The following is a 24,906-nucleotide window of genomic DNA, read 5'->3' as shown; positions in this document are numbered from 1 at the left end:
ATCTTTTTTGTTAGCCTTGCCATTGTGAAATAAAAATCGCTATAATTGAGAGTATATCTAAAAAAGAGCAGTATTAAGAAGAATTATGATTGTGATATACTGTAAACGATTATAAATAAGGAGTTTAACTATGTCTGATAAAACATTTTACGTCACAACCCCCATTTATTACCCATCTGGAAAACTAACGATTGGAAACGCTTATACAACAGTTGTTGCTGATGTTTTAGCACGTTACAAACGTCAAAAAGGCTACGATGTCTTTTTCCTAACAGGGACAGATGAGCATGGGCAAAAAATCGAAGAAAAAGCAGAAAAAGAAAAAACAAATCCAAAAGCTTATGTTGATAAGATGGCTGCTAGCTACAAAGAACTTTGGGAAATGTTAGATATCACTTACGACCGTTTCATTCGTACAACCGATGAAGATCACCAAAAAGGTGTGCAACAAATTTTTGAAAAATTACTCGCACAAGGTGATATCTATCTAGGTGAATATGAAGGTTGGTATTCAGTTAGTGATGAAGAATACTTTACAGAATCACAATTGGATGAAGTTTATCGTGATGAAAACGGTAAAGTAATCGGTGGTAAAGCACCTTCAGGACATGAAGTTGAACTAGTGAAGGAACCAAGTTACTTCTTCAAAATGAGTAAATACGCTGACCGTTTAGTTGAATACTACAACAATCACCCAGAATTTATTCAACCTGAATCTCGTCGTAACGAAATGATTAATAACTTCATTAAGCCAGGTCTTGAAGATCTTTCAGTTACACGTACAACAATTGACTGGGGAATTAAAGTCCCTTCAGATCCAAAACACGTTGTTTACGTTTGGATTGATGCGTTGGCCAACTATATCACAGCGCTTGGTTATGGTTCAGATGATCACAAATTATATGACAAATTCTGGCCTGCTGATGTGCATTTAGTTGGAAAAGAAATTGTTCGTTTCCACACAATTTACTGGCCAATTATGTTGATGGCACTAGACTTACCGCTACCAAAACAAATTTTTGGTCACGGTTGGGTCTTGATGAAAGACGGTAAAATGTCTAAATCAAAAGGAAATGCTGTTTACCCTGAAATGATTGTGAACCGTTTTGGTTTGGATGCTCTACGTTACTACTTAATGCGTGAAATTCCATTTGGAAATGATGGTATCTTTACACCTGAAGATTTCGTTGAACGCGTGAACTACGATTTAGCTAATGATCTAGGGAACTTATTAAACCGTACAGTTTCAATGATTAACAAGTACCATCAAGGACATGTCCAACCACTTGGTGAACATCTAACTGATTTTGATGCTTCACTTGAAGAAAAAGCAACTGAAACAATTGCTAAATACGATGAATTAATGAACAGTTTCCATTTCTCAAAAGCTTTAGATACTGTTTTTGAATTCGTACGTCGTGCTAACAAATACATTGATGAAACACAACCTTGGGTGCTAGCAAAAGACGAAAATAAAGCAGATGAACTAAAAGATGTGATGTCACACTTAGCTGAAAGCTTACGTTTAATTGCATTATTAATTAAACCAATTATGACACAAACACCACATAAGATTTTTGAACAGTTAGGTCTTTCAGAAGATTCAAAATCAGCTCATGAACTATCATTTGGTGCTTATGACTGGAATCACGCTGTTGCAACAAAAGCAACACCAATCTTCCCAAGACTTGAAAAAGAAGTTGAAATCAAATACATCAAAGATCAAATGGCAAATGCCAAAGATAAAAAACAAAGCCGTTCACAAAAGAAACAAGCTTCTGAAAAGAATGCAGACAAAGCTAACGATAATGAAATTCAATTCGATGACTTTGTCAAAGTTCAAATGAAAGTCGGCGAAGTTTTAGAAGTTGAAAAAGTAGAAGGTTCTGACAAATTACTTAAATTCCAACTTGATTTTGGCGAAGAAAAACCACGTCAAATCCTATCTGGAATTGCTAACTTCTATCCTGAAGAACAAGAATTAAAAGGCAAAAAAGTAATTGGTGTTATTAACTTGAAACCACGTAAGATTTTTGGTCAAATGAGCCAAGGAATGTTACTTTCTAGCGAAAAAGGCAAAAAAGTGCAATTAGCAATTGTGGATGATTCACACGAAAACGGAGCTGAAATCGGATAATGAAATTATTTGATGCACATACGCATTTAAACGATACGCCTTTTTTAGGTAAAGAGGCAGAGTATATTCAACATGCAAAAGATTTAACGGTTACGGATATGGCCATTATTGGGTCAAATCCGGACATGAATCAACGTGCAGTTGAGCTGAGTGAAGAGTTTGACCCGCTTTATGCAGTAGTTGGTTTTCACCCAGATGATGCAAAACTATACAATGAACAAGAAGAAGCAGTTTTAAAAGATTTGCTTCAAAAAGAAAAAACAGTTGCAGTTGGCGAAATTGGACTAGATTATCACTGGGATGCTTCAAAACGTTCAACACAACATGAGGTTTTCGAACGTCAATTGCAGTTGGCATATGACATGAAGTTACCAGTATCTGTTCATACAAGGGATGCATTTGAAGATACTTATGCGATTTTGAAAAATTTCGGTAAAGTTGACACTTATGGTGGTGTTATCCATAGTTTTAATGGTAGCCCTGATCAACTACAACAGTATTTAGACCTTGGATTGAATGTTTCTTACAGTGGTGTGGCTTCTTTTAAAAACGCCAAAGAAGTTCATGAATCAGTGATTCAAACACCGCTCGATAAAATGATGGTTGAAACAGATGCGCCATATCTGACACCAACACCTTATCGTGGTAAGCAAAATGAACCAGGTTATACTTACTATGTAGCCAAAGCAATTAGTGAATTGAAAGGAATCGACGTAGAAGAAGTTGCAGATGCAACTTATCGTAATACGTTGAAATTTTATAATCTTGACTGAATTTAAAATTGAAGAAGTGGTTGTTGTGGAAGGAAAAGATGATATCAAGCGATTGAATCTTTATTTTCCAGGCATCAAGACGATTCAAACTCAAGGATCTGCGATTTCAGATTCAATTTTAGACCAGATTGAGACGGCTTATCATAAGACTGGGGTCATTGTTTTGACTGATCCAGACTTTAATGGTGAAAAAATTCGAAAAAAAATTTTAGAACGCCTGCCCAAAGCTAAGCAGGCGTTTTTGCCGCGTGATAAAGCTGTTCCACAAAAGTCTGGTGGGAGTTTAGGGATTGAACACGCTTCAAAAGCGTCATTGCTTGAAGCTTTAAAGGGTGCGCGTTTGACACAACAACTTTACGAACCTGAAGTATCGCGCCATGATTTAATAGAACATGGGTTAGTTTTTGGGCCTAATGCGCGATTTTTAAGAGAACAACTAGGTAATCAGTTAAAAATTGGTTACGGGAATGCCAAACAATTAGAGAAAAAATGTGCGACATTTCAAATTACAAAAGAAGAATTTGAAAACGCAATGCAAAAAGTGAAGGAGAAATATGAAGAGTTTACCCATCGGTGATCCGATTAAGACATCACAGATTATTCATGATTACGGTTTGAGAGCAAAGAAAAGTTTAGGACAAAACTTTCTAACTGACTTAAATGTGTTGGAAAATATTGTTGAGAGTGCTGAAATAACACCTGAAGATCAAGTGCTTGAAGTAGGGCCAGGAATTGGTTCTATTACGCAACAGCTCGCTGAAACAGGCTGTAAAGTCGTTAGTTTTGAAATTGACCAACGCTTTATCGCGGTTTTAGATGATGTGTTAGGCGAGTACGACAACGTGGCTATTATTAATCAAGACGTCCTAAAAGCAGATTTAGAAAAAGAATTATCGGCGTACTTTGACTTAGATAAACCAGTTAAAATCGTTGCTAACTTACCTTACTACATCACAACACCGATTATGTTTAAGCTATTAGATAGCCCATTGAAGCTGACTTCGATGACAGTATTAATGCAAAAAGAAGTTGCTGATCGTATTGTTGCTGACCACGGTTCAAAGAACTGGGGGCCATTATCAATTGCAGTTCAAATGGTTGGTGATCCTGAAATTAGTTTTACAGTACCACCCAAATCATTTAACCCAGCACCTAAAGTGACTTCTGCTATTTTAAATCTAAGACTAAAAGGTGATAAATATCAAGATGTTGAATTTGATCATCAATTGTTTGATGAAGTTGTTAATGCCTGTTTCAAACAAAGACGTAAAACAATTTATAATAATTTGAAGCAAGCGTTTGGTTCAAAAGGTAAGTCTCCGGAAGATATTAAAGAAATCTTAAATAATGCGAACATTCCTGAAAAATATCGTGCTGAACAATTAACAATTAATGACTTTATTCAGTTGACTAATTGTCTTTCTTTCGGGTAAAATTATATAGTTTGAGACTAAAAATTTGCTATCCCTTGACAAATTCGCTATAATAGTGTTGCAGGGGAGAGTGAATATATGCTAATGACATTACAAAAGATTAAGCAACAGCTTGAAGACCATATTGGTGAAGATATTACAGTTGTGGCGCAAGCCGGTCGTAAGAAGATTACTCGACGTAAAGGAACACTAACTAAAACTTACCCATCAGTATTTTTGGTTGATTTGGACCAAGAAGAAAATCACTTTGAAAGAGCTACTTACAGCTATACTGACTTATTAACTGAAAATATAAAATTGGAATTTGAAGTTGTTCAAGACGCTTAAATTTTCCCGAACAATCATTAGTAATTTTATAGAATTACTAGTGGTTTTTTTTGTTTTGCGGTATCCTTGATACAGAAATATATACGGAGGCACATTTTATGAAACGATCAGAACGTCTTATTGATATGACGCAATATCTTTTATCAAAACCACACACGCTGATTTCGCTACCTTTTTTTGCGAACAAGTATGATTCTGCCAAATCATCAATCAGTGAAGATCTTTCTATTCTAAGAAAGACTTTGGCAACGAACCAAAACGGCTACCTACAGACAATAGCTGGTGCTGCTGGAGGTGTGCGTTACATTCCATTTATGGGACGAGTAGACGCAATCAATTTGGTTGAAGAATTGATTAAAAATGTTGATGATGAAGAAAGAATTTTACCTGGTGGTTTTTTATATCTATCAGATATTATTGGTAATCCTCAACTTTTACAAGCAATTGGTAAGTTAATTGCGACACATTTTGCTTTTAGTGATATTGATGTTGTGATGACTGTTGAAACAAAAGGTGCGCCATTAGCTGCTGCAGTTGCTAGCTTCTTAAATGTGCCGTACGTTATTGTTAGAAGAAAGCCAAAAATTACAGAGGGCCCAACTATTAGTGTGAACTATGTTTCCAGTTCAGGCACTCGTTTTGAAAAAATGGAATTAGCTAAGCGTAGCTTAAAGCCACACTCAAACGTGCTAATTGTTGATGACTTCATGAAGGGTGGCGGTACCATTAATGGTATGGTTAACCTTGTTAACGAGTTTGATGCTAATGTGAGTGGTATCTCTGTTTTATGTGAAGCTAAGTCTTCTGAAAAATCAGTTGCAGATTATGTTTCGTTATTGAATCTTGAAGAAGTTGATTCAGCAAACAAAGAAATCAAAGTTAATCCTGGAAATGTTATTGAAAGAACTAATTTCGAGGTGTTCTAATTGGGCTATGTACAAGTCATTAAAACAGCTGTTTTATTATTTCCAATTTTAGCTTTAATTATTTCACTCCCAGTATTTATTAGACAATATCATAAGTACCAGGCCTTTGTTTTTTGGCGAGGAATTATGATTTACTCGTTTGTCTTCTATATGCTAGTGGCCTATTGTTTGATTATTTTACCATTGCCTGACATTCAGGCAGTGGCAAACCTCAAAACGCCAACTTATAACCTACACTTATTTCAATTCGTAACAGAATTCAAAAATGAAACACCTTTGATTTTAAGTAAACCGCAAACTTATTTGCAAACACTTAAAAGTGCTAGTTTCATTCAACCTTTATTCAACTTGTTCCTAACGATTCCATTTGGTGTTTATCTCAGGTATTACTTTAAACGAAGCTTCAAGCAAGTTTTAGTGCTGGGATTTTTACTATCATTATTCTTTGAACTGACACAGTTAACGGGGCTTTATGGTATTTATCCAAGGTCTTATCGTTTATTTGATGTTGATGATTTGTTATTGAATACGTTAGGTGCGATTTTTGGTTATGTACTGACACCAGCAGTGACATTTTTATTCCCAACTCAAGACAAATTGTCACAAAAAGCAGGCTCTTTAAAGAATAAGGTATCGCTTATTCGCCGTGCGGTTGCTTTTGTGACAGATATGATTATTCTGGGCATAATGGCTTCAGCTATAGCAATTGTTTTAAAAATGGCACAAATAGCTAATCACTCAATTGTAGCTAATGTTTTGGCGGGAGTTATTTTGTTTGTTTTAATACCTTTAATCAAGGGACAGACTATAGGAAAATGGGCCGTTAAAATAAAAATAGTTGATGCCAGAGACGGAACAAAACCTGGCTTTTGGCAATTGATTTTTCGTCAATTTGAATTATATGGTGTTATTATCCCGTTCATGACAGTTGCCACACCTTATGTGTTATCGCTGTCGGGGAGAATTGCTGAAGATAAGTTGACGCAACTTTATTTCCTATCAATTTTTATGTTGTTTCTGAATTTATTATTTGTCGGCTATTTGGTTTGGCAAGCGTTTAAGCCATCGCCCGTTTTATTTTATGAACGATGGTCAAGGACCAAACAAGTGAGTCAGATAACAGAAGAGGAGAGCTAATCCAATGGATCAAAAAAATATTATTATTTTGGCTGCTGGTCAAGGAACCAGAATGAAGTCAAAACGTTACAAAGTCTTACACGAAATTTTAGGTCGTAGTATGGTCGACCACGTCTTGACACAAGTTGAAAAACTCGACCCACAAAACATTGTAACGGTTGTTGGTCATGGTGCTGATGAAGTTAAAAAGGCGTTAGGTGACCGCACACAATACGTTTTACAAGCAGAGCAATTGGGAACAGGTCATGCGGTAATGCAGGCTGCAGAGCTGCTCAAAGATAAAACGGGTAGTACTATTGTGGCTAATGGTGATACGCCGTTATTAACAGCTGAAACTTTTGAAAAGTTATTTGATTCTCATCAACAACTTCATGCAAAAGCAACAGTTTTAACAGCAAAAGCCCCTAACCCTTCAGGCTATGGTCGTGTTATTCGTAATGAAGACAACGAAGTAATCAAGATTGTTGAACAAAAAGATGCTTCCGAAGCTGAAAAGAGAATTGATGAAATTAACACAGGTGTTTACTGTTTTGATAATCAAGCACTATTTGATGCTTTAAGTCAAGTAAACAACGATAATGCTCAAAATGAATATTACATCACTGACGTGATTGAAATCTTGAAGTCTCAAGGTGAAGTAATTTCAGCTTATCAAATGTCAGATTTTGATGAATCAATGGGAGTTAACGATCGTTTAGCTTTAAGTCAAGCAACTAAAGTGATGCGAAACCGTATTAACAAGAAACATTTATTAAATGGTGTAACCATTATCGATCCTGAAAATACATATATTGATGTTGATGTTGAAATTGGGTCTGATACAGTTATTGAACCAGGTGTTTATTTGCAAGGGCAAACGACAATTGGTGAATCTTGCGTGATTACAACAGGCTCAAAAATTGTAAATAGCAAGATTGCAGATAATGTTACAGTTAAGTCTTCAACAATTGAAGATTCAGTGATGGAAAGTCATACAGATGCTGGTCCATATGCGCACTTACGTCCTCAATCTCATATTAAAAAATATGCCCATATTGGAAACTTTGTAGAAATCAAAAAAGCCGTAATTGGTGAACATACTAAAGTTGGTCATTTGACTTATGTTGGGGATGCAACTTTAGAAGATCATATTAATATTGGCTGTGGAGTTACTTTTGTTAATTATGATGGTGTCCAAAAATTCCATACAACAGTCGGGTCTCATAGTTTCATTGGAAGTAGTTCAAATATTATAGCTCCTGTGAACATTGCGGACCATGCGTTTGTTGCAGCGGGATCAACAATTACAAAAGATGTTCCAAAACATGCCATGGGTATTGCACGACAAAAACAAACTAACAAAGAAGACTTTTGGAAACGATTACCGTTGGCACAAAATCCAGATTGGAACTAGAATTGGTTTATTTTTTAGTCTAATTTTGGTATTATGTTTTTTGGATTGTAAGAAAAGTGGAGGAAAAAATGACAGATCAGTATTCAGATAAAAAGATGAAACTTTTTGCATTAAATTCAAATCAACCTTTAGCACAAAAAATTGCAGATACAGTTGGTTTAGAACTAGGAAAATCTAGTGTAAGACGCTTTAGCGATGGTGAAATTCAAATCAATATTGATGAATCCGTTCGTGGTTCAGAAGTCTTTATCGTGCAGTCAACAAGCGCCCCTGTAAATGATAATTTGATGGAGCTATTGATTATGATTGATGCACTACGTCGTGCTTCAGCTAACAGTATTAATCTAGTAATTCCTTACTATGGTTATGCTCGTCAAGACCGTAAATCACGTTCAAGAGAACCTATTACAGCTAAATTAGTGGCTAATATGATTCAAAAAGCAGGTGCAGATCGTGTGCTAGCACTAGATTTACACGCTGCTCAAATTCAAGGATTCTTTGATTTACCTGTCGATCACTTAATGGGTGCCCCATTACTTGCTGATTACTTCTTAAATCAACATTTAGACGAAAACACAGTTGTTGTGTCTCCTGATCACGGTGGTGTTCCTCGTGCTCGCCGTCTAGCAGAATTCTTAAAAGCCCCAATCGCAATTATCGATAAACGTCGTCCAAAAGCCAACGTTGCTGAAGTGATGAATATTATTGGTGATGTTAAAGGTAAAAGAGCTATCATTATTGATGATATGATTGATACTGCAGGTACAATTACGCTAGCTGCTCAAGCATTGAAAGATGCTGGTGCAACTGAAGTTTATGCAAGTTGTACTCACCCTGTTTTATCAGGTCCAGCAATTGATCGTATTGCAAACTCTGCAATCAAACAACTTGTTGTGACAGATTCAATTAACCTACCACAAGAAAAAATGATCGATAAAATGGTTCAAGTTTCTGTAGGTCCGCTAATTGGAGAAGCGATTAAACGTATTTACGAAGATGAACCCGTAAGTCCATTATTTCAAACACGTTTTCAATCAAAGAAAAAATAAGTCAATTAAAAAAGCTTACTGAGTAAAATCAGTAAGCTTTTTTGTTAGCATTATTTGTTTTGTTGTTTCAACAAGTCGCGAATTTCTTGTAAGTATACTTCTTCTTGACTTGGTTTTGGAGCAGCTTTTGGTTTTTCTTCTTCTTTCTTTCTAAGACTATTGAATGCTTTTGCAATCAAGAAGACAACGAAGGCTGTAATCAAGAAGGCAATCACATCGTTCAAGAATTGACCAACTAAGAAGTTAGCACTTCCAATTGAAAAATGAAGATTTGATAGATCGATTTGACCTAGGAATAAACCAATAAACGGATTCAAAAGATTCTTAGTTAATGAGGTAACGATGCCAGAAAAGGCACTACCAATTAAGACCCCAATGGCTAAGTCTAAAACATTCCCACGAGAAATAAATTGTTTAAATTCTTTAAGCATAATTATGCTTCCTCCCTTTGTGTAAGTAGTTCACCATTTTTTATGTAACTTTGAAACTCGGCGTAAAGTTCTTGAAGTTCTGGGTCCTGCGAGTCACCTTTAATCATAACTCGAGGAAAGTAGAAGCGTTCATCTCCTTCTTGTTTACCAGAAATAGCTTCAACAATTTTACTTAATTTAGAAAGCTCCATCCAGTCGGAGTCGCTAACCATAATTTCAATCTGTGTTTTAGGTTTCTTTTGATCAGGATGATAAGCATCGTATGGCAAGTCAAAACTATCATTCAATGCCGTGTAATAATCAGAATTAAACCCAGCTTTTTCAACAAGAGCTTTCAAATACTTGATTTGAGGTTTGCTTTCGTCGGTAATCTGCACAGATTTAAATGGTTTGCGATCCAGGAATTTGCCTGCTAAATCACTTAATATTTTATCATGATGGTAGCGTAAAAGCGAAAAATTAGCATTCAATACACCATCATCTAGGTTTAAGTAGTCTTCAAGTGTGAAATTATGTTCTAAAAATGGCACAAGTAAGTCAGACATACTGTTTTTAGGAAGTTCACCCTGTTCATAAACATATTTTGCACGTTCAAGTAGGTGAGTTAACACAACTTCCATTCCGCGTGAAGCAGGGTGGAAATAAACTTGTTGGTACATTTGAAATCTTGATAAGATGTAATCTTCAACAGCATGCATCCCATTTTTTTCAAAAGTGATACCACCTGAATAAGGACGCATCACACGTAAAATACGCGTTAAATCAAACATGCCATATTGTGTTCCAGTCATGTACGCATCACGTAACAAGTAATCCATACGGTCTGCATCAATTTGGCTTGAAATCATTTGGACAACTTGAGGATTTGGATAAGTCTTGTTGATAACACTTGCAACTTTTTCTGGGAAATCAGGACTAACCTTTTTCAAAACCTGATTGATTTCTGTTTTTTCAGAGGTAATAATTTCTTGTGTGAACTGCTCGTGATCGGTGTGAAAAATATGTTCAAATGTGTGTGAATAAGCACCATGTCCCACGTCATGAAGTAAGGCAGCAGCTAAAGCAACAATGCTTTCGCTATCATCCCAAAGGCCGTCTTCAGCTTCTTTTGAGGGGTAGTTACGGTTAAAGTTATTCACAATTTGACGTGTTACTTCATAAACCCCAAGTGAGTGAGTGAAGCGAGAATGTTCACCGCCATGGAAAGTAAATGCAGCACCGCCAAGTTGACGAATACGACGTAGACGTTGGAATTCACGCGTATCAATAAGTTCGAGAATAAATGGGTACTCAACGTGAATATAGTTGTGCACAGGATCACGCAATACTTTTTCACGCGGTAATTTTTGGATAGATTTCATTGAGATAATCTCCTTTATATTAGGCATAGTTACAATTAAGATTAGTATTTTTATTTTAACATTTTTAAGATTAATTTGATAAATCATTTTAGTGTTAGACTTGATGGCTGTTGTCTGATATAACTAAGGAGAAACCAGGACAAAGGAAAGATAAAAAATGGCAAAAGAAGTTCAAGTATCTTTAATTACGCAAGTACACCAAGAAGGTGAAGTTGAGACGTATCAATATGAAGCTCCCGGATTGCTTGATATTGTATCTGATTCACAAGTTTTGACTTATGCAGAAGAATCAGGTGTTCAAGTGGAATTTAGAATTTTTAGTACCTATGTTGAAATGACACGTACTGTTGATGATAAAAATAGGTCAAGTTTGCGTTTTGAACGTGGTAAAACACACTCAGGTAGCTTTTTAGCTCAGGGATTTCCACTAGAATTTACGGTTGAAACGGATCAATTAGACTTAATCCAGGCTTCAATTGATTCACAAATGCTCAAAATTGACTATAAATTGTTCAATCATGGTCAAAAAGTTGGGGATTATATGTTAAAATTGATTTTTGAAGCATAGTTTAGTATTATGAAGAGTAGACTTTTGAAAGGACGTGCATCACGTGAAATTGGATGTATTTAATGGCCAAAACGTAGAAGAACTTTCAATGATTGAAGTAGCACATGCAATCTTGGAACAAAGAGGCGAAAAAATGGCCTTTGCTGATTTAGTAAACGAAATTCAACGCTTTTTAAACAAAAGTGACGAAGTAATTCGTGAAGATTTACCACAATTTTATACAGATTTAAATATCGATGGCAGCTTTATTTCACTAGGTGAAAATGTATGGGCACTACGTTCTTGGTATCCATATGATTCCGTTGATGAAGAAGTTAACCACCCAGAAGATGATGACGAGACAACTCGTGATCGTAAACCTAAGAAGGTTAATGCGTTCCTAGCAGCTGTTGAAGATGAAGATATTATCGATTACGATTCTGATGATCCAGAAGATGAAGAATTAGACGTTGAAGACGAAGATTTTGATTCTGAAGACTTAGATGACGACGATAAATCAGACACATTGCCAGACGGTATTGAAGGTAAATTAGCTGATTTAGATGATGATGACGAAGACGAATAATTCAAATTATTAACTTGATTTTTTAACTTAAATCTTGTAATATACTTTTTGGGCGTCTTTACAGATACGTCAGCTCCCTGATATTCAGGGAGCTATTTTTGTTTTCCCTGACTTTTTTAGAAGGAGATTGATTATATGACCAAGTATATTTTTGTAACAGGTGGAGTAGTTTCATCCCTAGGAAAAGGTATTATTGCTTCTTCCTTAGGACGTTTATTAAAGAACCGTGGATTAAAGGTGACAATGCAAAAATTTGATCCTTATATCAATATTGATCCTGGAACAATGAGTCCATACCAACACGGTGAAGTTTTTGTTACTGACGATGGTGCAGAAACTGACTTAGATCTTGGTCATTACGAACGTTTTATTGATATCAATTTAAACCGTTACTCAAACGTAACAACTGGTAAAGTATATACTGAAGTTCTACAAAAAGAACGTCGTGGTGAATACAATGGTGCAACAGTCCAAGTTATTCCCCACATTACTAACATGATTAAAGAAAAAATTATGCGTGCAGCAACAACAACTGATTCTGATGTTATTATCACAGAAATCGGGGGAACAGTTGGTGATATCGAATCAACACCTTTCTTAGAAGCACTAAGACAAATGAAAGCTGATGTTGGTTCTGAAAATGTAATGTACATTCACTCAACTCTAATTCCTTATTTAAAAGCTGCTGGCGAAATGAAAACAAAACCAACACAACACAGTGTTAAAGAACTTCGTGGTATTGGTATCCAACCTAACATGCTTGTTTTAAGAACAGAAAGTCCTGTTGAACAAGAAATGAAAGACAAAATTGCAAACATGACTGATGTGCCAGTTGAAGCAGTTGTTGAATCTGTTGATGTGGATAACCTTTATCAAATTCCATTAAACTTACAAGCACAAAATATGGATCAAGTTGTACTAGATTTCTTACATCTTGATGCACCTGAAGCAGATATGACAGAATGGAAAGCCTTACTTAACCGTGTTCAAAACTTGAAACACAAAACAACGATTACTTTAGTTGGTAAATATGTTGAATTGCAAGATGCTTACATTTCTGTTTCTGAAGCTTTGAAACATGCTGGATACGCTTTTGATTCAGATATTGAAATCAAAAAAGTTCAAGCAGAAGACATCACAAAAGAAAATGTTGCCGATTACTTAAACGAAACAGACGGATTAATTGTTCCTGGTGGTTTTGGTACACGTGGTCTTGAAGGTATGATTGAATCTATTCAATACGCTCGTGAAAACGACATTCCATTCTTTGGTATTTGTTTAGGAATGCAAATGGCTAGTGTTGAATTTGCACGTAATGTTGCCGGTCTAAAAGGTGCTAATACAGCAGAAGTTGATTTTGATATTGAAGATAACATTATCGATTTAATGGCTGACCAAAAAGATCAAGAAAACATTGGTGGAACACTTCGTCTTGGTCTATATTCAGCTAAGTTAAAACCTGGCACAAAAACTGCTGAAGCTTACGATAATCAAGATGTTATTCAAGAACGTCACCGTCACCGTTACGAATTCAACAATGAATATCGTGACCTACTTGGCGAAAAAGGCTTGGTATTTTCAGGAACATCTCCAGATAACCGTTTGGTTGAAATTGTGGAAGTTCCAGGCAACAAGTTCCATGTTGCAGCACAATACCACCCTGAATTTATGTCAAGACCAAACCGTCCTGAAGGACTATTTAAAGCATTCATTAAGGCAGCTTCTGGCTTAGATGAAGTTGATATTTAAAGTTACATTAAAAAGTTGTCGATTTCGACAACTTTTTTTGTATCCATGGTAATACTTGCTGTTAATATCTTGTAATTTTTGCATTTTTCTTATAACATTAAAGTAACGTGCGTCATCAATTATATGACAGCATGGTAATAATAGTTAAAGGACGTTCTTCCTAATGAAAAAAATGATAATCAATGGCGGAAAGGCGTTAAAAGGCGATGTTTACATTGGCGGTGCCAAAAATAGTACAGTAGCATTAATCCCTGCGGCTATTTTGTCACACACGCCTGTTGTCTTAGAGTCTGTTCCCCGTATTCAAGATGTTGACAATTTAATGTCATTGTTAATGGATATGAACGTCACCAGTGATTTTGAACAAACAACTTTAACCATTGACCCAACCAACATCGAATTAAGACCGTTACCACATGGTAAAATCAAGAGTTTACGCGCTTCTTATTACTTTATGGGAGCTTTACTCGGTAGATTTGGTCGCGCAAGCGTTGCGTTTCCTGGAGGAGATGACATTGGTCCAAGACCAATCGATCAACATTTTAAAGGGATGGAATGTTTAGGGGCAAAAGTTGAAAATGTGGCTGGTGAAATCGTTGTATCCGCACCAAAAGAAGGTCTAAAAGGGGCACATATCACACTTGATATGACTTCTGTAGGTGCAACCGTTAATATTATTTTGGCGGCCGTAACAGCTACAGGTAAAACTGTTTTAGAAAACGCTGCAAAAGAACCAGAAATCATTGATTTGGCGACTTTCCTAAATAACATGGGAGCTAAAATCCGCGGTGCTGGAACTGATACAATTCGTATTGAGGGTGTTGAAAAGCTAGAAGCTAAAAATGCACACACTATCATTCCAGATCGTATTGAAGCCGGAACATATCTTTCTTTAGCAGCTTGTATTGGTGATGGTGTTTGCTTGCATAATATCATCAGCGAACATTTAGATTCATTCTTAGCTAAGGTAGAAGCAATGGGCGTTAATATGGATGTGAATGAAGATTCAATTTATGTTTACCCTTCGGGGGATTTGAGTATGATTCAAGTCAAAACGATGCCTTACCCAGGATTTGCGACAGACTTACAACAACCGATTACACCGCTGTTGATTTCAGCTAAAAGCGGTGAAGGTGTTGTGATTGATACCATTTATCCAAAACGAGTTAAACACATTCGTGAATTAAACAAAATGGGCGCTAAGATTAAAGTTGAAAACGATATCATCTTAGTTCACCCGGGTTCAAAACTAACTGGTGCAGAAGTAATTGCTGATGAAATTCGTGCCGGTGCTTCATTGATGTTGGCGGGATTAATGGCTGAGGGTCAGACAGTTATTCATAACGCTGATAATATTTTACGCGGTTATGACCGTGTTGAAGAGAAGTTGCGTTTGCTAGGTGCAGATGTTACAGTTTGCGAAGATGATTAAAAAAAGATGCTTTGCATTTTTTTTTAAGAGATGTTAATATTTATTGTTGTAATAATTATCTCTAGTTTGGCACACAAACTAGGGCAAAGGAGAAATGAGCTATGAAGAAAAGCATTCACCCAGAATACCACGAAGTCGTATTTATGGACTCAGCGACAGGTTTCAAATTTGTTTCTGGTTCAACAAAAAATTCTGATGAAACTGTTGAATTTGAAGGTAAAACATACCCTCTAATTCGTATGGAAATCACATCAGACTCACACCCATTCTACACAGGTAAACAAAAATTCACTCAAGCAGATGGTCGTGTGGATCGTTTCAACAAAAAATACGGTATCAAAGGTTAATTCTGAAAACCGAACAAAAAAACACGTTCTTATTAAAGAACGTGTTTTTTTATATTCAAAATTATTCTGCTTGGTCACGCCGTAATTCGCGTGTGTTAATTGTTACCCAAATCAAGTTAATTAAAACAAGTAAACTTGTGGATAAGAAAACGCCAGGGTAACCAAAACTACTTGAAACAAACGAACCAATTAAAGGTCCAGCAACATTTCCCATGGCTTGGAAAGATTGATTATAACTAAAAATCCGACCAGAAACTTCGTGCGGTGAATATTTAGCGAGTAGGGTTTGAACTTGTGGCAACATTGCAGCATCAGAAATCCCGACCAATAATCGCAGTATGCCCAGTTGCCAAACGTTATGCACGAAGGCTTGTGGGATGTAGAGGATTAAAGCAAAGATAATCCCGCCGATTAATATTTTTTGGGTTCCAATTTTATCCCCGAGTCGGCCAAAAAGTGGTGCTGCCACCAGCGTGGCTACCCCAGGAAGAGCCGCGACAACCCCGCTGACAATCGCCACAGCGCCACCGTCGTTTAACAACTGCTTAACATATAAACTCAAAATAGGGTTAACTGAGTTATTAGAAGCTTGAATGATTAAAGTTGTCACAAACATACCTAAAATTAATTTTGGATAAGGTAGGTTTTGAAAAATTTTACGGATGTTCAATTTTCTTTGTTCTTGTGAGATAGGTTTGAAATCTTCTTTAACTAAAAAGACAGTTAAAAAGAAAACAATGAACAGCAATGTCCCCGTAATAAAGAACGTGACACGGTATGAGAAGGCTTGGGCAATAACGCCACCAAATAAAGGTCCTAGTAATGTTCCTGAAACCACACCAGTTGTTAGTGTTCCCAGTGCTTGCCCTGATTTTTCTTTTGGAACGGTCGTTGCAATCAAAGCATTAGCATTACTGACATAACCAGAAAAAACACCTTGAAGTAATCGTAAGATAACGAGTTGTTGAACATTTGAAACGACTCCCATTAAAGCGATGATAACGCTCATTCCAAGAGAAGCTCTAAGCAACATTAATCGTCGCCCTTTTGTATCGGCTAGCTTACCCCAGATGGGTGAAACTAGTGCCATAACTAAGAAGGTTGATGAAATGGTAATCCCACTCCAAAAACTTAATTGAGATTGTGAAAAATCACCTAAGGTATCAATATACAAACTCATAAACGGTACAATAATACTAAATCCCATTCCGACCATGAAACAACCGAACCATAATACTTTCAGATTCCGTCGCCAATTAGGGTCGTAGGATTGTGTCAGACTCTCAGACATTTATAATCCTCCTCATCAAAATAATTAATAGTACTATTCTACTGCTTTTATTAGACAAATAACAACAGTAAAATAAGATAGTGCTTTTAATTACTTACCAAACGCAGTATAATGAACGATGTGCAATTTTTATTTTTCACTAGTTCAGGAGTTTTTAAATGAAAATGATGCTTTCAGAGATTGCTAAAGCAATCGATGCAACAATTGATTCCAACCAGGATGTTGAAATCACAGAGGTACAATTTGATAGCCGTCTAATTAACGAAAATGCGTTATTCGTGCCAATTATTGGTGAGCGAGATGGTCATGACTTTGTATTTGCCGCAAAAGATTCTGGTGCAATTGCAACACTTTGGCAAACAGATCACGAAATCCCAGAGGATTTGGGACTAGCTGTTTTAAAAGTGGATGATTGTCTGGCAGCTCTTCAAAAATTAGCGAAATATTATTTACAAAAAGTTAATCCAAAAGTTGTTGCTGTTACAGGTAGCAATGGAAAAACGACAACAAAAGATATGATTCGTGATGTTTTGTCGACACAGTTTAACGTTCACGCAACAGAAGGTAACTTTAACAATGAGATTGGGGTTCCCATGACCATTTTGAATATGAAGATTAATACCGAAATGTTAGTGTGTGAAATGGGGATGGACCGTCCAGGTCAGCTAACTCAACTTAGCCAAATTGCTTCTCCAGATGTTGCTGTGATTACGATGATAGGAGAAGCGCATCTTGAATTTTTTGGAACACGTGAAAAAATCGCGCAAGCCAAAATGGAAATTACTTCTTACTTAAAAGAAGATGGCTACTTAATTTATAACGGTGATGAGCCTTTGCTTAATAACTTAGCGCAAAACATCGAACAAGATAAATTAACTTTTGGTTTTGAAAATACCAACCATCTTTATGCAACAAATGTTGAAACAAAGCAAAAGCAAATGAAGTTCCAAACCAACCTTGATGAAGATATTAACTTTACTTTACCTGTAATTGGTAAACATAATGTATCCAATGCACTAGCTGCGATTGTTGTGGGTGAAGTACTGCAAATTGAACCTTCAAATATGCAAGACGCGTTGAGTCATTTTAATTTGACTAAAGACCGTATGCAGTGGTTAGAAGGGGATGCAGGAGAAGAGATTATGAGTGATATTTACAACTCTAATCCAACCGCTACCAGAGCTTCGTTAAGTGCTTTTTCTAACGTTTCATTAGCTAATGAAACTAACCAACGCATTGTTGTGTTAGCTGATATGCTTGAATTGGGTGAACAAGGCCCAGAACTACACGCGAACCTTGTGACCGCGTTTTCAAAAGACGCCATTAACCAGGTTTATTTATATGGCCCCTTAATGGCTAATTTATATAATCAGCTAATCAAAATTTATCCTGAAACCGACTTGCACTACTATGACATTGATCATAAGCAACAATTAATTCAGGATTTACAAGCAACTATTCATGCAGGTGACCTTGTTCTATTAAAAGGTAGCCATGGGTTGCATTTGAGTGAAGTTTTACAGGCACTTTTATAAAAAAGTAGCCAAATTAGGAGGATATTTTTTGAAATTTGATGAATTAAATTTGAACTCGGAGATACTACAATCTATTAAGCGTGCTGGATTTGAAGAAGCAACACCAATCCAAGCCCAAACAATTCCTTTAGTATTAGAAGGAAAAGACGTTATCGGCCAAGCTCAAACAGGTACAGGTAAAACAGCTGCTTTTGGTTTACCTGTATTACAAGAACTAAAACCTCATGCAGGTAAAGTACAAGCTATTGTTATCTCACCAACACGTGAATTAGCAATCCAAACACAAGAAGAACTTTACCGCTTAGGTCGCGACAACAAAGCACGTGTGCAAGTTGTTTATGGGGGATCAGACATTTCACGTCAAATCCGTTCATTAAAACAAGCACCTGATATTTTGGTAGGTACTCCAGGACGTTTACTTGACCACATTAAACGTCGTACAGTTGATTTAAGTCAAGTCCAACACGTTGTGTTAGACGAAGCTGATGAAATGCTAGATATGGGATTTGTGGAAGATATCGAAAGTATCTTAAGCAATGTACCAAGCAAGCACCAAACTTTACTATTCTCAGCTACAATGCCAAAACCAATCATGCGAATTGCAGAAAAATTCATGCAAGACCCTGAAATTGTGCAAGTAAAATCAAAGAACTTAACTGCTGATAAAATTGAACAATACTATATTCGTTGTAAAGAATTTGAAAAATTCGATATCATGACACGTTTATTCGATGTTCAAAACCCAGAATTGACTGTTTTATTCGGTCGTACAAAACGTCGTGTTGATGAATTAACTAAGGGATTACAATTGCGTGGTTTTAACGCTGAAGGAATCCACGGTGATTTATCACAACAAAAACGTATGTCTGTTTTACGTCAATTTAAAGCAGGAAAACTTGATATCTTAGTTGCAACTGACGTAGCTGCTCGTGGATTAGATGTTTCAGGTGTAACTCACGTTTACAACTATGATATTCCTCAAGACCCAGAAAGCTATGTTCACCGTATCGGTCGTACAGGTCGTGCTGGTAAAGATGGTGTGAGTGTAACTTTTGTTACAGCTAACGAAATGAGCTACTTACGCTCTATCGAAAACTTAACTAAGAAAAAAGTATTACCTCTAGCACCACCTTCAGAAGATGAAGCCTTCAAAGGTCAACTAGATAAATCATTAGATCACATCAAATCATTACTTGGTAATGCCAAGAGCCTTTCAAAATATGAAGAAAGTGCTGATCAACTATTAACAGAATACGATGCAAAAGAATTAGTTTCTGCTTTACTTAAAGAAGTAACTAAAGACCCATCAGATGTTCCTGTTAAGATTACTTCAGAACGTCCATTACCAAACAAAAACCGTGGTGGTAACCGTCGTCGCAATAACAACGGTGGCCGTCGTCGTAACAATGATCGTCGTGGTGGAGACCGTAATCGCGGTGGTAACCGTAATCGTAACAACGATCGCCGTAACAATGACCGTCGTGGCGGAAATGGCAATGGTGGCAACCACAAAAAAAATCAAAATCAATCAAAAAGCGGTAACTTTACAATCCGTAAAAAATAATTAAGAAAAGAATTGGAAGTTATTTCCAATTCTTTTTTAGTTTAGTATTGAATTTGTGTAAGAAGGAAGGCTTTTGCCAAAATGATTATTGGATTAGGCATTGATATTACACCGCTCGAACGAATTGAACGAGCTTATCAGCGTAATGCTCGTTTTGCAAAACGAATTTTAACAACAAATGAATATAAAAAATTTATGACTTGTACCGAAAAAGAAAAAATCCGTTATTTAGCAGGACGTTTTTCTGTTAAGGAATCTTTTTCAAAAGCCTATGGCACAGGGATAGGCAAAGTGAGGCTTCAAGATATTGAAACGCTTAGTGATCAGCGGGGGAAACCCATTACAACTGTCAAAAATTTCACTAAAAAAATTCATGTTTCTATCTCTCACTCACACACCGATGTGATATCACAAGTTATTTTGGAGGATTTAAATGATAATTGCAGCTAATCGACACGCACAAGTGAATGTTAATCTTGGAGCAATTAAACAAAATGTTAAACAACAAATTGAATCTTTTGATTCGAATGTAGAAGTATTTGGGGTTGTCAAAGCCAATGGTTATGGTCATGGTATGGTTCCAGTTGCACAGGCTGTTTTGCAGGCAGGTGCAAAAGGACTTTGTGTGGCGATGATTGATGAAGCCATTGAATTGAGAAGGCAAGGTATTTTATGTCCTATTTTAGTGTTAGGCATACAAGAACCTAGTCTGGCTTTGTTGGCTGCTGAATACGACATCTCACTGCCTGTTGGTGACCTTGACTGGTTAAAGCAAACTGCGAGTTATCTAAAATCATCTCAACAGCTTAAGATTCATTTAGCTGTTGATTCAGGTATGGGGCGTATTGGATTCATGGATGCGAGTCAAATGCCTGAAATCGAAAGCTATTTGATGAATCATCAGGCTAATTTTGAAGTTGAAGGTCTATTTACGCATTTTGCAACAGCTGATGAAGCTGATGATACTTATTTTAATTATCAAGTAAGTCGCTTTAACGCAGTTAAAAAAGAATTGAGTCTTAAGCCAAAATATATTCATATGACTAATAGTGCAACTAGTTTGTTTCATCATGACGTGCATGGCAATATGGTCAGAATTGGCATTGGATTATATGGCTTAAATCCATCAAGTAGCCCAAGCGCGCCTGATTTGGCGTTGCCATATACTTTAACTCCTGCATTATCTTTAACGAGTGAACTTGTTTTTGTCAAAGAAATCACGCCAGAAATGGGTGTTAGTTACGGGGCTACTTATAAAGCTGATGAAAATCAGTGGATAGGAACTATTCCTGTTGGTTACGCTGATGGGTGGTCACGAAAGATGCAGGGCTTCAAAGTTAAAGTTGGTGATGAATATTGTCCAATTGTTGGTCGAGTATGTATGGATCAATTCATGGTTAAATTAAGCAAGCCTCATCCTGTTGGAACTAAGGTCACACTGATTTCTGATGATCCAGCTGAACCAAATAGCGTCACAAAAGTAGCCAATTATTTAGATACAATTCATTATGAAGTGATTTGTGGTTTGACGCCACGCTTAAAAAGGGTATACCATAACAGTATAGAATCGGAGTAAAAGGAGTATTATGATGTCGGATACACGTGCTATTTCGATTGAAATTGATCAATCTTGGCAAGGTGCAATGAATATTTATTGCGATTCTCATCAAATGAGTAATGACAAATTTATGCGGTTAGCCATTGAAGAATACTTGGCAAACCACGAACCAGTTGTTTCGGAATTTGCTAAAGGTTATCAACAAATGGGTAAAATTAATCGTGAGATTTGTCACGAGTTTGATGCTTGTGAAAAAGAACTAGATGTTGAATTATAGTCCCAACCGATGATGATAAAAGCAAAGGAAGATTAGGATGGCTAAACATATCAAACGGGGGGATGTTTACTATGCCGAACTGTCACCTGTTGTAGGTAGTGAACAGGGTGGACTTAGACCGGTTTTGATTATCCAAAATGATATTGGAAATCGCTATAGCCCAACAGTTATTGTCGCAGCAATTACGACAAGGATTCAAAAACCAAAAATGCCAACACATATCGCTTTTGAACCGCAAGGCAAAATTGACTATCCTTCGGTCATTTTACTTGAACAAATTCGGACGATTGATAAAACAAGACTAAAAGATCTGGTTGCTGAACTTTCAGATGATAAAATGCAAGAAGTGAACCAAGCACTATCAATTAGTATTGGTCTTGAAAGTCCTTCGTTTTCTAAAAAAGTTAAAGTAAAATAAACATAAAAAAATCGCCTAGATTAATTTCTAGGCGATTTTTTAGTTATCTTCTGTAATTTCATCAGGTGAAATTTCATTGTCGCGAATTGTTTGACCAGTTTGAAGGTCTTCAACACTTGGTACAGCGAATCCTTTTTTCTCTAGTTTATCAATAATGATATCTAGTTTATCAGTTGTGATTCCAGCAGGTAAGGTGATCAATGTTCTTCTAATCAAGTCGTTTTTGTTAGCGTCTAGCACAACACAACCCGCGATTGAACAATATTTTGAAACAATTTTGGTCATTTTGGCTAGTTCGCCTTGCTCACCAGCTGATAAAATAGTCAACACGTAACTTCCAACGTGAATATTCCAAGCATCAGACAGCATGCTAAGCAATTTTGCGTGAGTTAAAATACCGTAAAAGTGATTTTCTTCATCTAAAACAGCAATGTAAGGTAAATCCTTAATATTGAAAAAGATTTGGAAGAACGGTGAGTTCACTTGAATTGTTTTTGTCGCATTTTTTAGTAGGTGAGTAACAGGTAATGTCATATCACCACCACGAGACTTGTGGCGATAGATGTGCATTTTATAAATGTTACCTCGGAATATTTTACCGGAATCATCCACAATTGGCACACAACGATAGCCGGATTCTTCAAGAATAGCTAAAGCTTCTTCAAGCGTTGCTTTTTCGTTGATTGTAGTTAAAAATTCCTTCTTTAAGACAAGAGATTTTAAAAGCATAATAGCTCCTTTCATACTTCTTTGTAGATAAGACAAAGCTTAACACAATTTGTATTAATGATAAATGAGTCTACCATTAAATATAGGGGATGTTATGATTAAAAGCAAGCGAAAAACACAAAAAAATAGCCAAGTACTAGACTTGGCTATTTTTTAAATCTTTAATTTAAGATTATTGACGACCTTCGATACCTGTTTCAGCGAAACCTTTTTCAACAATTTCTTTCAATTGTTTAGCTGAAGCATGCATGTTTTGTGATTCTTCGTCATCTAGAGGCATTTCAATGATTTGTTTGATACCTTTACGTCCGATAACTGCTGGAGCACCGATAAAGATATCGTTAACGCCGTATTGACCTTCCATAAATACTGAAAGAGGTAATACTGAGTTTTCGTCATTGAAGATAGCTTTAGTAATACGAGCTAATGAAGCACCAATTCCGTAGAATGTAGCACCTTTCATGTTAATGATTTTGTATGCTGCATCACGAACATCTTCGTAGATTTCTGTTAAACGACTTTCTTCGATGTCGTTTTGAGCTTTAACCCAGTCAGTAACTTTAACGCCACCAACATTTGCGTGTGACCAAGCAACGAATTCTGTATCACCGTGTTCACCTAACATGTAAGCGTGAACTGATTGAGGGTTAACGTTCATCATGTCACCGATTCTTTGACGTAGACGAGCACTATCTAGAGATGTACCTGAACCAATAACGCGTTCTTTAGGGAAACCTGAAAGTTTCCATGTAGCGTATGTCAAGATATCAACAGGGTTAGCTGCAACTAGGAATAGTCCATCAAAACCTGATTCAACAATAGGATCAACGATTGATTTCAAAATCTTTAAGTTTTTACTTACAAGATCCAAACGAGTTTCACCTGGTTTTTGAGGAGCACCAGCTGTAATAACAACTAAGTCTGCATCTTTTGCATCTGAATATTCAGCAGAGTAAATTGTTTTAGGAGCTGTGTATGCTAAGGCATCAGATAAATCGATGGCATCCCCTTTAGTTTTGTCTTTAGCGATATCTACGATACCGATTTCTTGAGCAATCCCTTGGTTTACCATTGAGTAAGCGTAACTTGAACCTACTGCACCGTCACCAACAAGAATAACTTTTTGACGTTCTGTTTGTGTTGCCAAGATTAATCATCCTTTCGAGTAATAATTATTTATTCATCTATATAATAACATATTTTAAAAATCCTATCTGCATATAAAAATTTTTTTTGAAATTTTTTGAAATTCTTTTAAAGCATTGGTGTTAATATAATCGAATTATAAATTATGCTATAATTTTAAGCAGTTATGATATATAGAAGATAAAGGATTTTGACAAATATGAAATTAATTGTTGGGTTAGGTAACCCAGGAAAGAAATACCAAAAGACAAAGCATAATGTTGGATTTATGGCTATTGATAAATTCTGCGATAGTCACCAACTAAACTTAGATAGTGAAAAATTCATGGGAAGTTTTACTAAAACAGTGATTAACGGAGAGTCAGTAATTTTGGCGGAGCCGTTAACTTATATGAATGAATCTGGGCGTCATGTCTCACAATTGGCACACTTTTTTAAAGTTGAGCCAGAAGATATTTTAGTGATTCAAGATGATATGGATTTACCTATGGCCAAAATCAGATTGCGTCAATCAGGATCTGCTGGTGGTCATAATGGGATTAAAAGTATTATTAATGGCTTAGGAACAAAATCTTTTCCAAGATTAAAAGTGGGTATTAAGCATCCCGAAAACGCAACAGTTGTTAACTGGGTATTGAGCCCATTTACTGGCGAAGACGCTAAAGCAATTGACGATGCGCTAGAAACAGTTGTTGAAATTTTAGAAAAATTCGTCGCAGGAGAACCATTAAACAAATTAATGAATAAATACAATTAGTCA

General features: G+C 36.3%; 26 protein-coding genes. 21 read left to right on the top strand and 5 right to left on the bottom strand.

Annotated elements, in window-relative coordinates:
- The first annotated feature begins 130 nt into the window (after positions 1-130).
- The 9 genes from metG to JNUCC72_RS04795 all read left to right on the top strand — a co-directional run bounded on the left by metG (position 131) and on the right by JNUCC72_RS04795 (position 9,175).
- Complete coding sequence (gene metG / locus JNUCC72_RS04835) at positions 131-2,137, top strand: methionine--tRNA ligase (protein WP_454143398.1); 2,007 nt, start codon at positions 131-133, stop codon at positions 2,135-2,137.
- Positions 2,137-2,910, top strand: a complete 774-nt coding sequence (locus JNUCC72_RS04830; protein WP_454143396.1) for a TatD family hydrolase — start codon at positions 2,137-2,139, stop codon at positions 2,908-2,910. Before metG ends, JNUCC72_RS04830 begins: the two co-directional genes overlap by 1 nt.
- Positions 2,903-3,487 carry a ribonuclease M5 gene (rnmV, locus tag JNUCC72_RS04825; RefSeq protein ID WP_454143394.1) on the top strand — a complete coding sequence of 195 codons (585 nt, stop codon included), beginning with the start codon at positions 2,903-2,905 and terminating at the stop codon, positions 3,485-3,487. The genes JNUCC72_RS04830 and rnmV overlap by 8 nt, the downstream gene beginning before the upstream one ends.
- Positions 3,465-4,343 carry a 16S rRNA (adenine(1518)-N(6)/adenine(1519)-N(6))-dimethyltransferase RsmA gene (gene rsmA, locus JNUCC72_RS04820; protein ID WP_454143392.1) on the top strand — a complete coding sequence of 293 codons (879 nt, stop codon included), beginning with the start codon at positions 3,465-3,467 and terminating at the stop codon, positions 4,341-4,343. Before rnmV ends, rsmA begins: the two co-directional genes overlap by 23 nt.
- Before the next feature lie 78 nt (positions 4,344-4,421).
- On the top strand, positions 4,422-4,670 hold the full coding sequence (locus JNUCC72_RS04815; protein ID WP_339968861.1) for a Veg family protein: 249 nt from the start codon (positions 4,422-4,424) through the stop codon (positions 4,668-4,670).
- A 98-nt stretch (positions 4,671-4,768) separates the two neighbouring features.
- Positions 4,769-5,596 (top strand): pur operon repressor, encoded by an 828-nt coding sequence (gene purR, locus JNUCC72_RS04810; RefSeq protein ID WP_454143390.1) that lies wholly within the window; start codon positions 4,769-4,771, stop codon positions 5,594-5,596.
- Positions 5,597-6,733, top strand: coding sequence for a VanZ family protein (locus JNUCC72_RS04805; RefSeq protein WP_454143388.1), 1,137 nt, complete (start codon positions 5,597-5,599; stop codon positions 6,731-6,733).
- A 4-nt stretch (positions 6,734-6,737) separates the two neighbouring features.
- On the top strand, positions 6,738-8,126 hold the full coding sequence (gene glmU, locus JNUCC72_RS04800; RefSeq protein ID WP_454143386.1) for a bifunctional UDP-N-acetylglucosamine diphosphorylase/glucosamine-1-phosphate N-acetyltransferase GlmU: 1,389 nt from the start codon (positions 6,738-6,740) through the stop codon (positions 8,124-8,126).
- A gap of 68 nt (positions 8,127-8,194) precedes the next feature.
- Entirely contained in the window at positions 8,195-9,175 is a 981-nt protein-coding gene (locus tag JNUCC72_RS04795) for a ribose-phosphate diphosphokinase (protein ID WP_056974618.1), read from the top strand.
- A 50-nt stretch (positions 9,176-9,225) separates the two neighbouring features.
- On the opposite strand, the gene mscL is transcribed toward JNUCC72_RS04795, so the two are convergent.
- Positions 9,226-9,606, bottom strand: a complete 381-nt coding sequence (mscL, locus tag JNUCC72_RS04790) for a large-conductance mechanosensitive channel protein MscL (protein WP_454143384.1) — start codon at positions 9,604-9,606, stop codon at positions 9,226-9,228.
- Between the two features lie 2 nt (positions 9,607-9,608).
- On the bottom strand, positions 9,609-10,967 hold the full coding sequence (locus JNUCC72_RS04785) for an HD domain-containing protein (RefSeq protein ID WP_454143382.1): 1,359 nt from the start codon (positions 10,965-10,967) through the stop codon (positions 9,609-9,611).
- Between the two features lie 157 nt (positions 10,968-11,124).
- Between JNUCC72_RS04785 and JNUCC72_RS04780 the strand changes: the two genes are divergently transcribed.
- The 5 genes from JNUCC72_RS04780 (at position 11,125) to JNUCC72_RS04760 (ending at position 15,628) form a co-directional block, all read left to right on the top strand.
- The gene (locus tag JNUCC72_RS04780; protein WP_454143380.1) at positions 11,125-11,535 is read left to right on the top strand and encodes a DUF1934 family protein; all 411 of its coding nucleotides are present in this window, start codon (positions 11,125-11,127) and stop codon (positions 11,533-11,535) included.
- A 43-nt stretch (positions 11,536-11,578) separates the two neighbouring features.
- Positions 11,579-12,100, top strand: coding sequence for a DNA-directed RNA polymerase subunit delta (gene rpoE / locus JNUCC72_RS04775; protein WP_339968875.1), 522 nt, complete (start codon positions 11,579-11,581; stop codon positions 12,098-12,100).
- A 135-nt stretch (positions 12,101-12,235) separates the two neighbouring features.
- Positions 12,236-13,849, top strand: a complete 1,614-nt coding sequence (pyrG, locus tag JNUCC72_RS04770; RefSeq protein WP_454143377.1) for a CTP synthase — start codon at positions 12,236-12,238, stop codon at positions 13,847-13,849.
- A 163-nt stretch (positions 13,850-14,012) separates the two neighbouring features.
- Entirely contained in the window at positions 14,013-15,281 is a 1,269-nt protein-coding gene (gene murA / locus JNUCC72_RS04765; RefSeq protein WP_454143375.1) for a UDP-N-acetylglucosamine 1-carboxyvinyltransferase, read from the top strand.
- Between the two features lie 101 nt (positions 15,282-15,382).
- On the top strand, positions 15,383-15,628 hold the full coding sequence (locus JNUCC72_RS04760) for a type B 50S ribosomal protein L31 (RefSeq protein ID WP_454143373.1): 246 nt from the start codon (positions 15,383-15,385) through the stop codon (positions 15,626-15,628).
- A 61-nt stretch (positions 15,629-15,689) separates the two neighbouring features.
- Here the strand turns inward: JNUCC72_RS04760 and JNUCC72_RS04755 are convergent, their stop codons facing one another.
- On the bottom strand, positions 15,690-16,919 hold the full coding sequence (locus tag JNUCC72_RS04755; RefSeq protein ID WP_454143371.1) for a multidrug efflux MFS transporter: 1,230 nt from the start codon (positions 16,917-16,919) through the stop codon (positions 15,690-15,692).
- A gap of 158 nt (positions 16,920-17,077) precedes the next feature.
- Between JNUCC72_RS04755 and JNUCC72_RS04750 the strand changes: the two genes are divergently transcribed.
- From JNUCC72_RS04750 to JNUCC72_RS04725, 6 genes are all read left to right on the top strand, one after another.
- Entirely contained in the window at positions 17,078-18,454 is a 1,377-nt protein-coding gene (locus JNUCC72_RS04750; RefSeq protein WP_454143369.1) for a UDP-N-acetylmuramoyl-tripeptide--D-alanyl-D-alanine ligase, read from the top strand.
- Positions 18,455-18,482: 28 nt separating this feature from the next.
- The gene (gene cshA / locus JNUCC72_RS04745) at positions 18,483-20,018 is read left to right on the top strand and encodes a degradosome RNA helicase CshA (protein ID WP_454143367.1); all 1,536 of its coding nucleotides are present in this window, start codon (positions 18,483-18,485) and stop codon (positions 20,016-20,018) included.
- Positions 20,019-20,099: 81 nt separating this feature from the next.
- Positions 20,100-20,468, top strand: a complete 369-nt coding sequence (gene acpS, locus JNUCC72_RS04740; protein WP_454143365.1) for a holo-ACP synthase — start codon at positions 20,100-20,102, stop codon at positions 20,466-20,468.
- Complete coding sequence (alr, locus tag JNUCC72_RS04735) at positions 20,452-21,594, top strand: alanine racemase (protein ID WP_454143363.1); 1,143 nt, start codon at positions 20,452-20,454, stop codon at positions 21,592-21,594. Before acpS ends, alr begins: the two co-directional genes overlap by 17 nt.
- 13 nt (positions 21,595-21,607) lie before the next feature.
- Positions 21,608-21,853 carry a hypothetical protein gene (locus tag JNUCC72_RS04730; RefSeq protein WP_454143361.1) on the top strand — a complete coding sequence of 82 codons (246 nt, stop codon included), beginning with the start codon at positions 21,608-21,610 and terminating at the stop codon, positions 21,851-21,853.
- 37 nt (positions 21,854-21,890) lie between these two features.
- A complete protein-coding gene (locus JNUCC72_RS04725; protein ID WP_454143359.1) occupies positions 21,891-22,271 on the top strand; it encodes a type II toxin-antitoxin system PemK/MazF family toxin in 381 nt (126 codons plus the stop codon).
- Between the two features lie 39 nt (positions 22,272-22,310).
- Here the strand turns inward: JNUCC72_RS04725 and cbpA are convergent, their stop codons facing one another.
- Both cbpA and JNUCC72_RS04715 read right to left on the bottom strand, forming a co-directional pair.
- Positions 22,311-23,000 (bottom strand): cyclic di-AMP binding protein CbpA, encoded by a 690-nt coding sequence (gene cbpA, locus JNUCC72_RS04720; RefSeq protein ID WP_454143357.1) that lies wholly within the window; start codon positions 22,998-23,000, stop codon positions 22,311-22,313.
- Positions 23,001-23,172: 172 nt separating this feature from the next.
- A complete protein-coding gene (locus tag JNUCC72_RS04715) occupies positions 23,173-24,147 on the bottom strand; it encodes an L-lactate dehydrogenase (protein WP_454143355.1) in 975 nt (324 codons plus the stop codon).
- 198 nt (positions 24,148-24,345) lie between these two features.
- Here JNUCC72_RS04715 and pth point away from each other — a divergent pair, with 198 nt between their 5' ends.
- Positions 24,346-24,903, top strand: coding sequence for an aminoacyl-tRNA hydrolase (gene pth, locus JNUCC72_RS04710; RefSeq protein WP_454143353.1), 558 nt, complete (start codon positions 24,346-24,348; stop codon positions 24,901-24,903).
- Positions 24,904-24,906 lie beyond the last annotated feature (3 nt).

This window comes from Holzapfeliella sp. JNUCC 72 (assembly GCF_053668685.1).
Note: the sequence above shows the minus strand (reverse complement) of the source record. Positions and strands in the feature narration are given on the sequence as shown.

Excerpts from the sequence above, each read along its gene's own strand:
- metG (WP_454143398.1), top strand. The coding sequence starts at position 131 with ATGTCTGATAAAACATTTTACGTCACAACCCCCATTTATTACCCATCT.
- JNUCC72_RS04830 (WP_454143396.1), top strand. The coding sequence starts at position 2,137 with ATGAAATTATTTGATGCACATACGCATTTAAACGATACGCCTTTTTTA.
- rsmA (WP_454143392.1), top strand. The coding sequence starts at position 3,465 with ATGAAGAGTTTACCCATCGGTGATCCGATTAAGACATCACAGATTATT.
- JNUCC72_RS04815 (WP_339968861.1), top strand. The coding sequence starts at position 4,422 with ATGCTAATGACATTACAAAAGATTAAGCAACAGCTTGAAGACCATATT.
- purR (WP_454143390.1), top strand. The coding sequence starts at position 4,769 with ATGAAACGATCAGAACGTCTTATTGATATGACGCAATATCTTTTATCA.
- glmU (WP_454143386.1), top strand. The coding sequence starts at position 6,738 with ATGGATCAAAAAAATATTATTATTTTGGCTGCTGGTCAAGGAACCAGA.
- JNUCC72_RS04795 (WP_056974618.1), top strand. The coding sequence starts at position 8,195 with ATGACAGATCAGTATTCAGATAAAAAGATGAAACTTTTTGCATTAAAT.
- mscL (WP_454143384.1), bottom strand. The coding sequence starts at position 9,606 with ATGCTTAAAGAATTTAAACAATTTATTTCTCGTGGGAATGTTTTAGAC.
- JNUCC72_RS04785 (WP_454143382.1), bottom strand. The coding sequence starts at position 10,967 with ATGAAATCTATCCAAAAATTACCGCGTGAAAAAGTATTGCGTGATCCT.
- JNUCC72_RS04780 (WP_454143380.1), top strand. The coding sequence starts at position 11,125 with ATGGCAAAAGAAGTTCAAGTATCTTTAATTACGCAAGTACACCAAGAA.
- pyrG (WP_454143377.1), top strand. The coding sequence starts at position 12,236 with ATGACCAAGTATATTTTTGTAACAGGTGGAGTAGTTTCATCCCTAGGA.
- murA (WP_454143375.1), top strand. The coding sequence starts at position 14,013 with ATGAAAAAAATGATAATCAATGGCGGAAAGGCGTTAAAAGGCGATGTT.
- JNUCC72_RS04760 (WP_454143373.1), top strand. The coding sequence starts at position 15,383 with ATGAAGAAAAGCATTCACCCAGAATACCACGAAGTCGTATTTATGGAC.
- JNUCC72_RS04755 (WP_454143371.1), bottom strand. The coding sequence starts at position 16,919 with ATGTCTGAGAGTCTGACACAATCCTACGACCCTAATTGGCGACGGAAT.
- JNUCC72_RS04750 (WP_454143369.1), top strand. The coding sequence starts at position 17,078 with ATGAAAATGATGCTTTCAGAGATTGCTAAAGCAATCGATGCAACAATT.
- acpS (WP_454143365.1), top strand. The coding sequence starts at position 20,100 with ATGATTATTGGATTAGGCATTGATATTACACCGCTCGAACGAATTGAA.
- alr (WP_454143363.1), top strand. The coding sequence starts at position 20,452 with ATGATAATTGCAGCTAATCGACACGCACAAGTGAATGTTAATCTTGGA.
- JNUCC72_RS04730 (WP_454143361.1), top strand. The coding sequence starts at position 21,608 with ATGTCGGATACACGTGCTATTTCGATTGAAATTGATCAATCTTGGCAA.
- JNUCC72_RS04725 (WP_454143359.1), top strand. The coding sequence starts at position 21,891 with ATGGCTAAACATATCAAACGGGGGGATGTTTACTATGCCGAACTGTCA.
- cbpA (WP_454143357.1), bottom strand. The coding sequence starts at position 23,000 with ATGCTTTTAAAATCTCTTGTCTTAAAGAAGGAATTTTTAACTACAATC.
- pth (WP_454143353.1), top strand. The coding sequence starts at position 24,346 with ATGAAATTAATTGTTGGGTTAGGTAACCCAGGAAAGAAATACCAAAAG.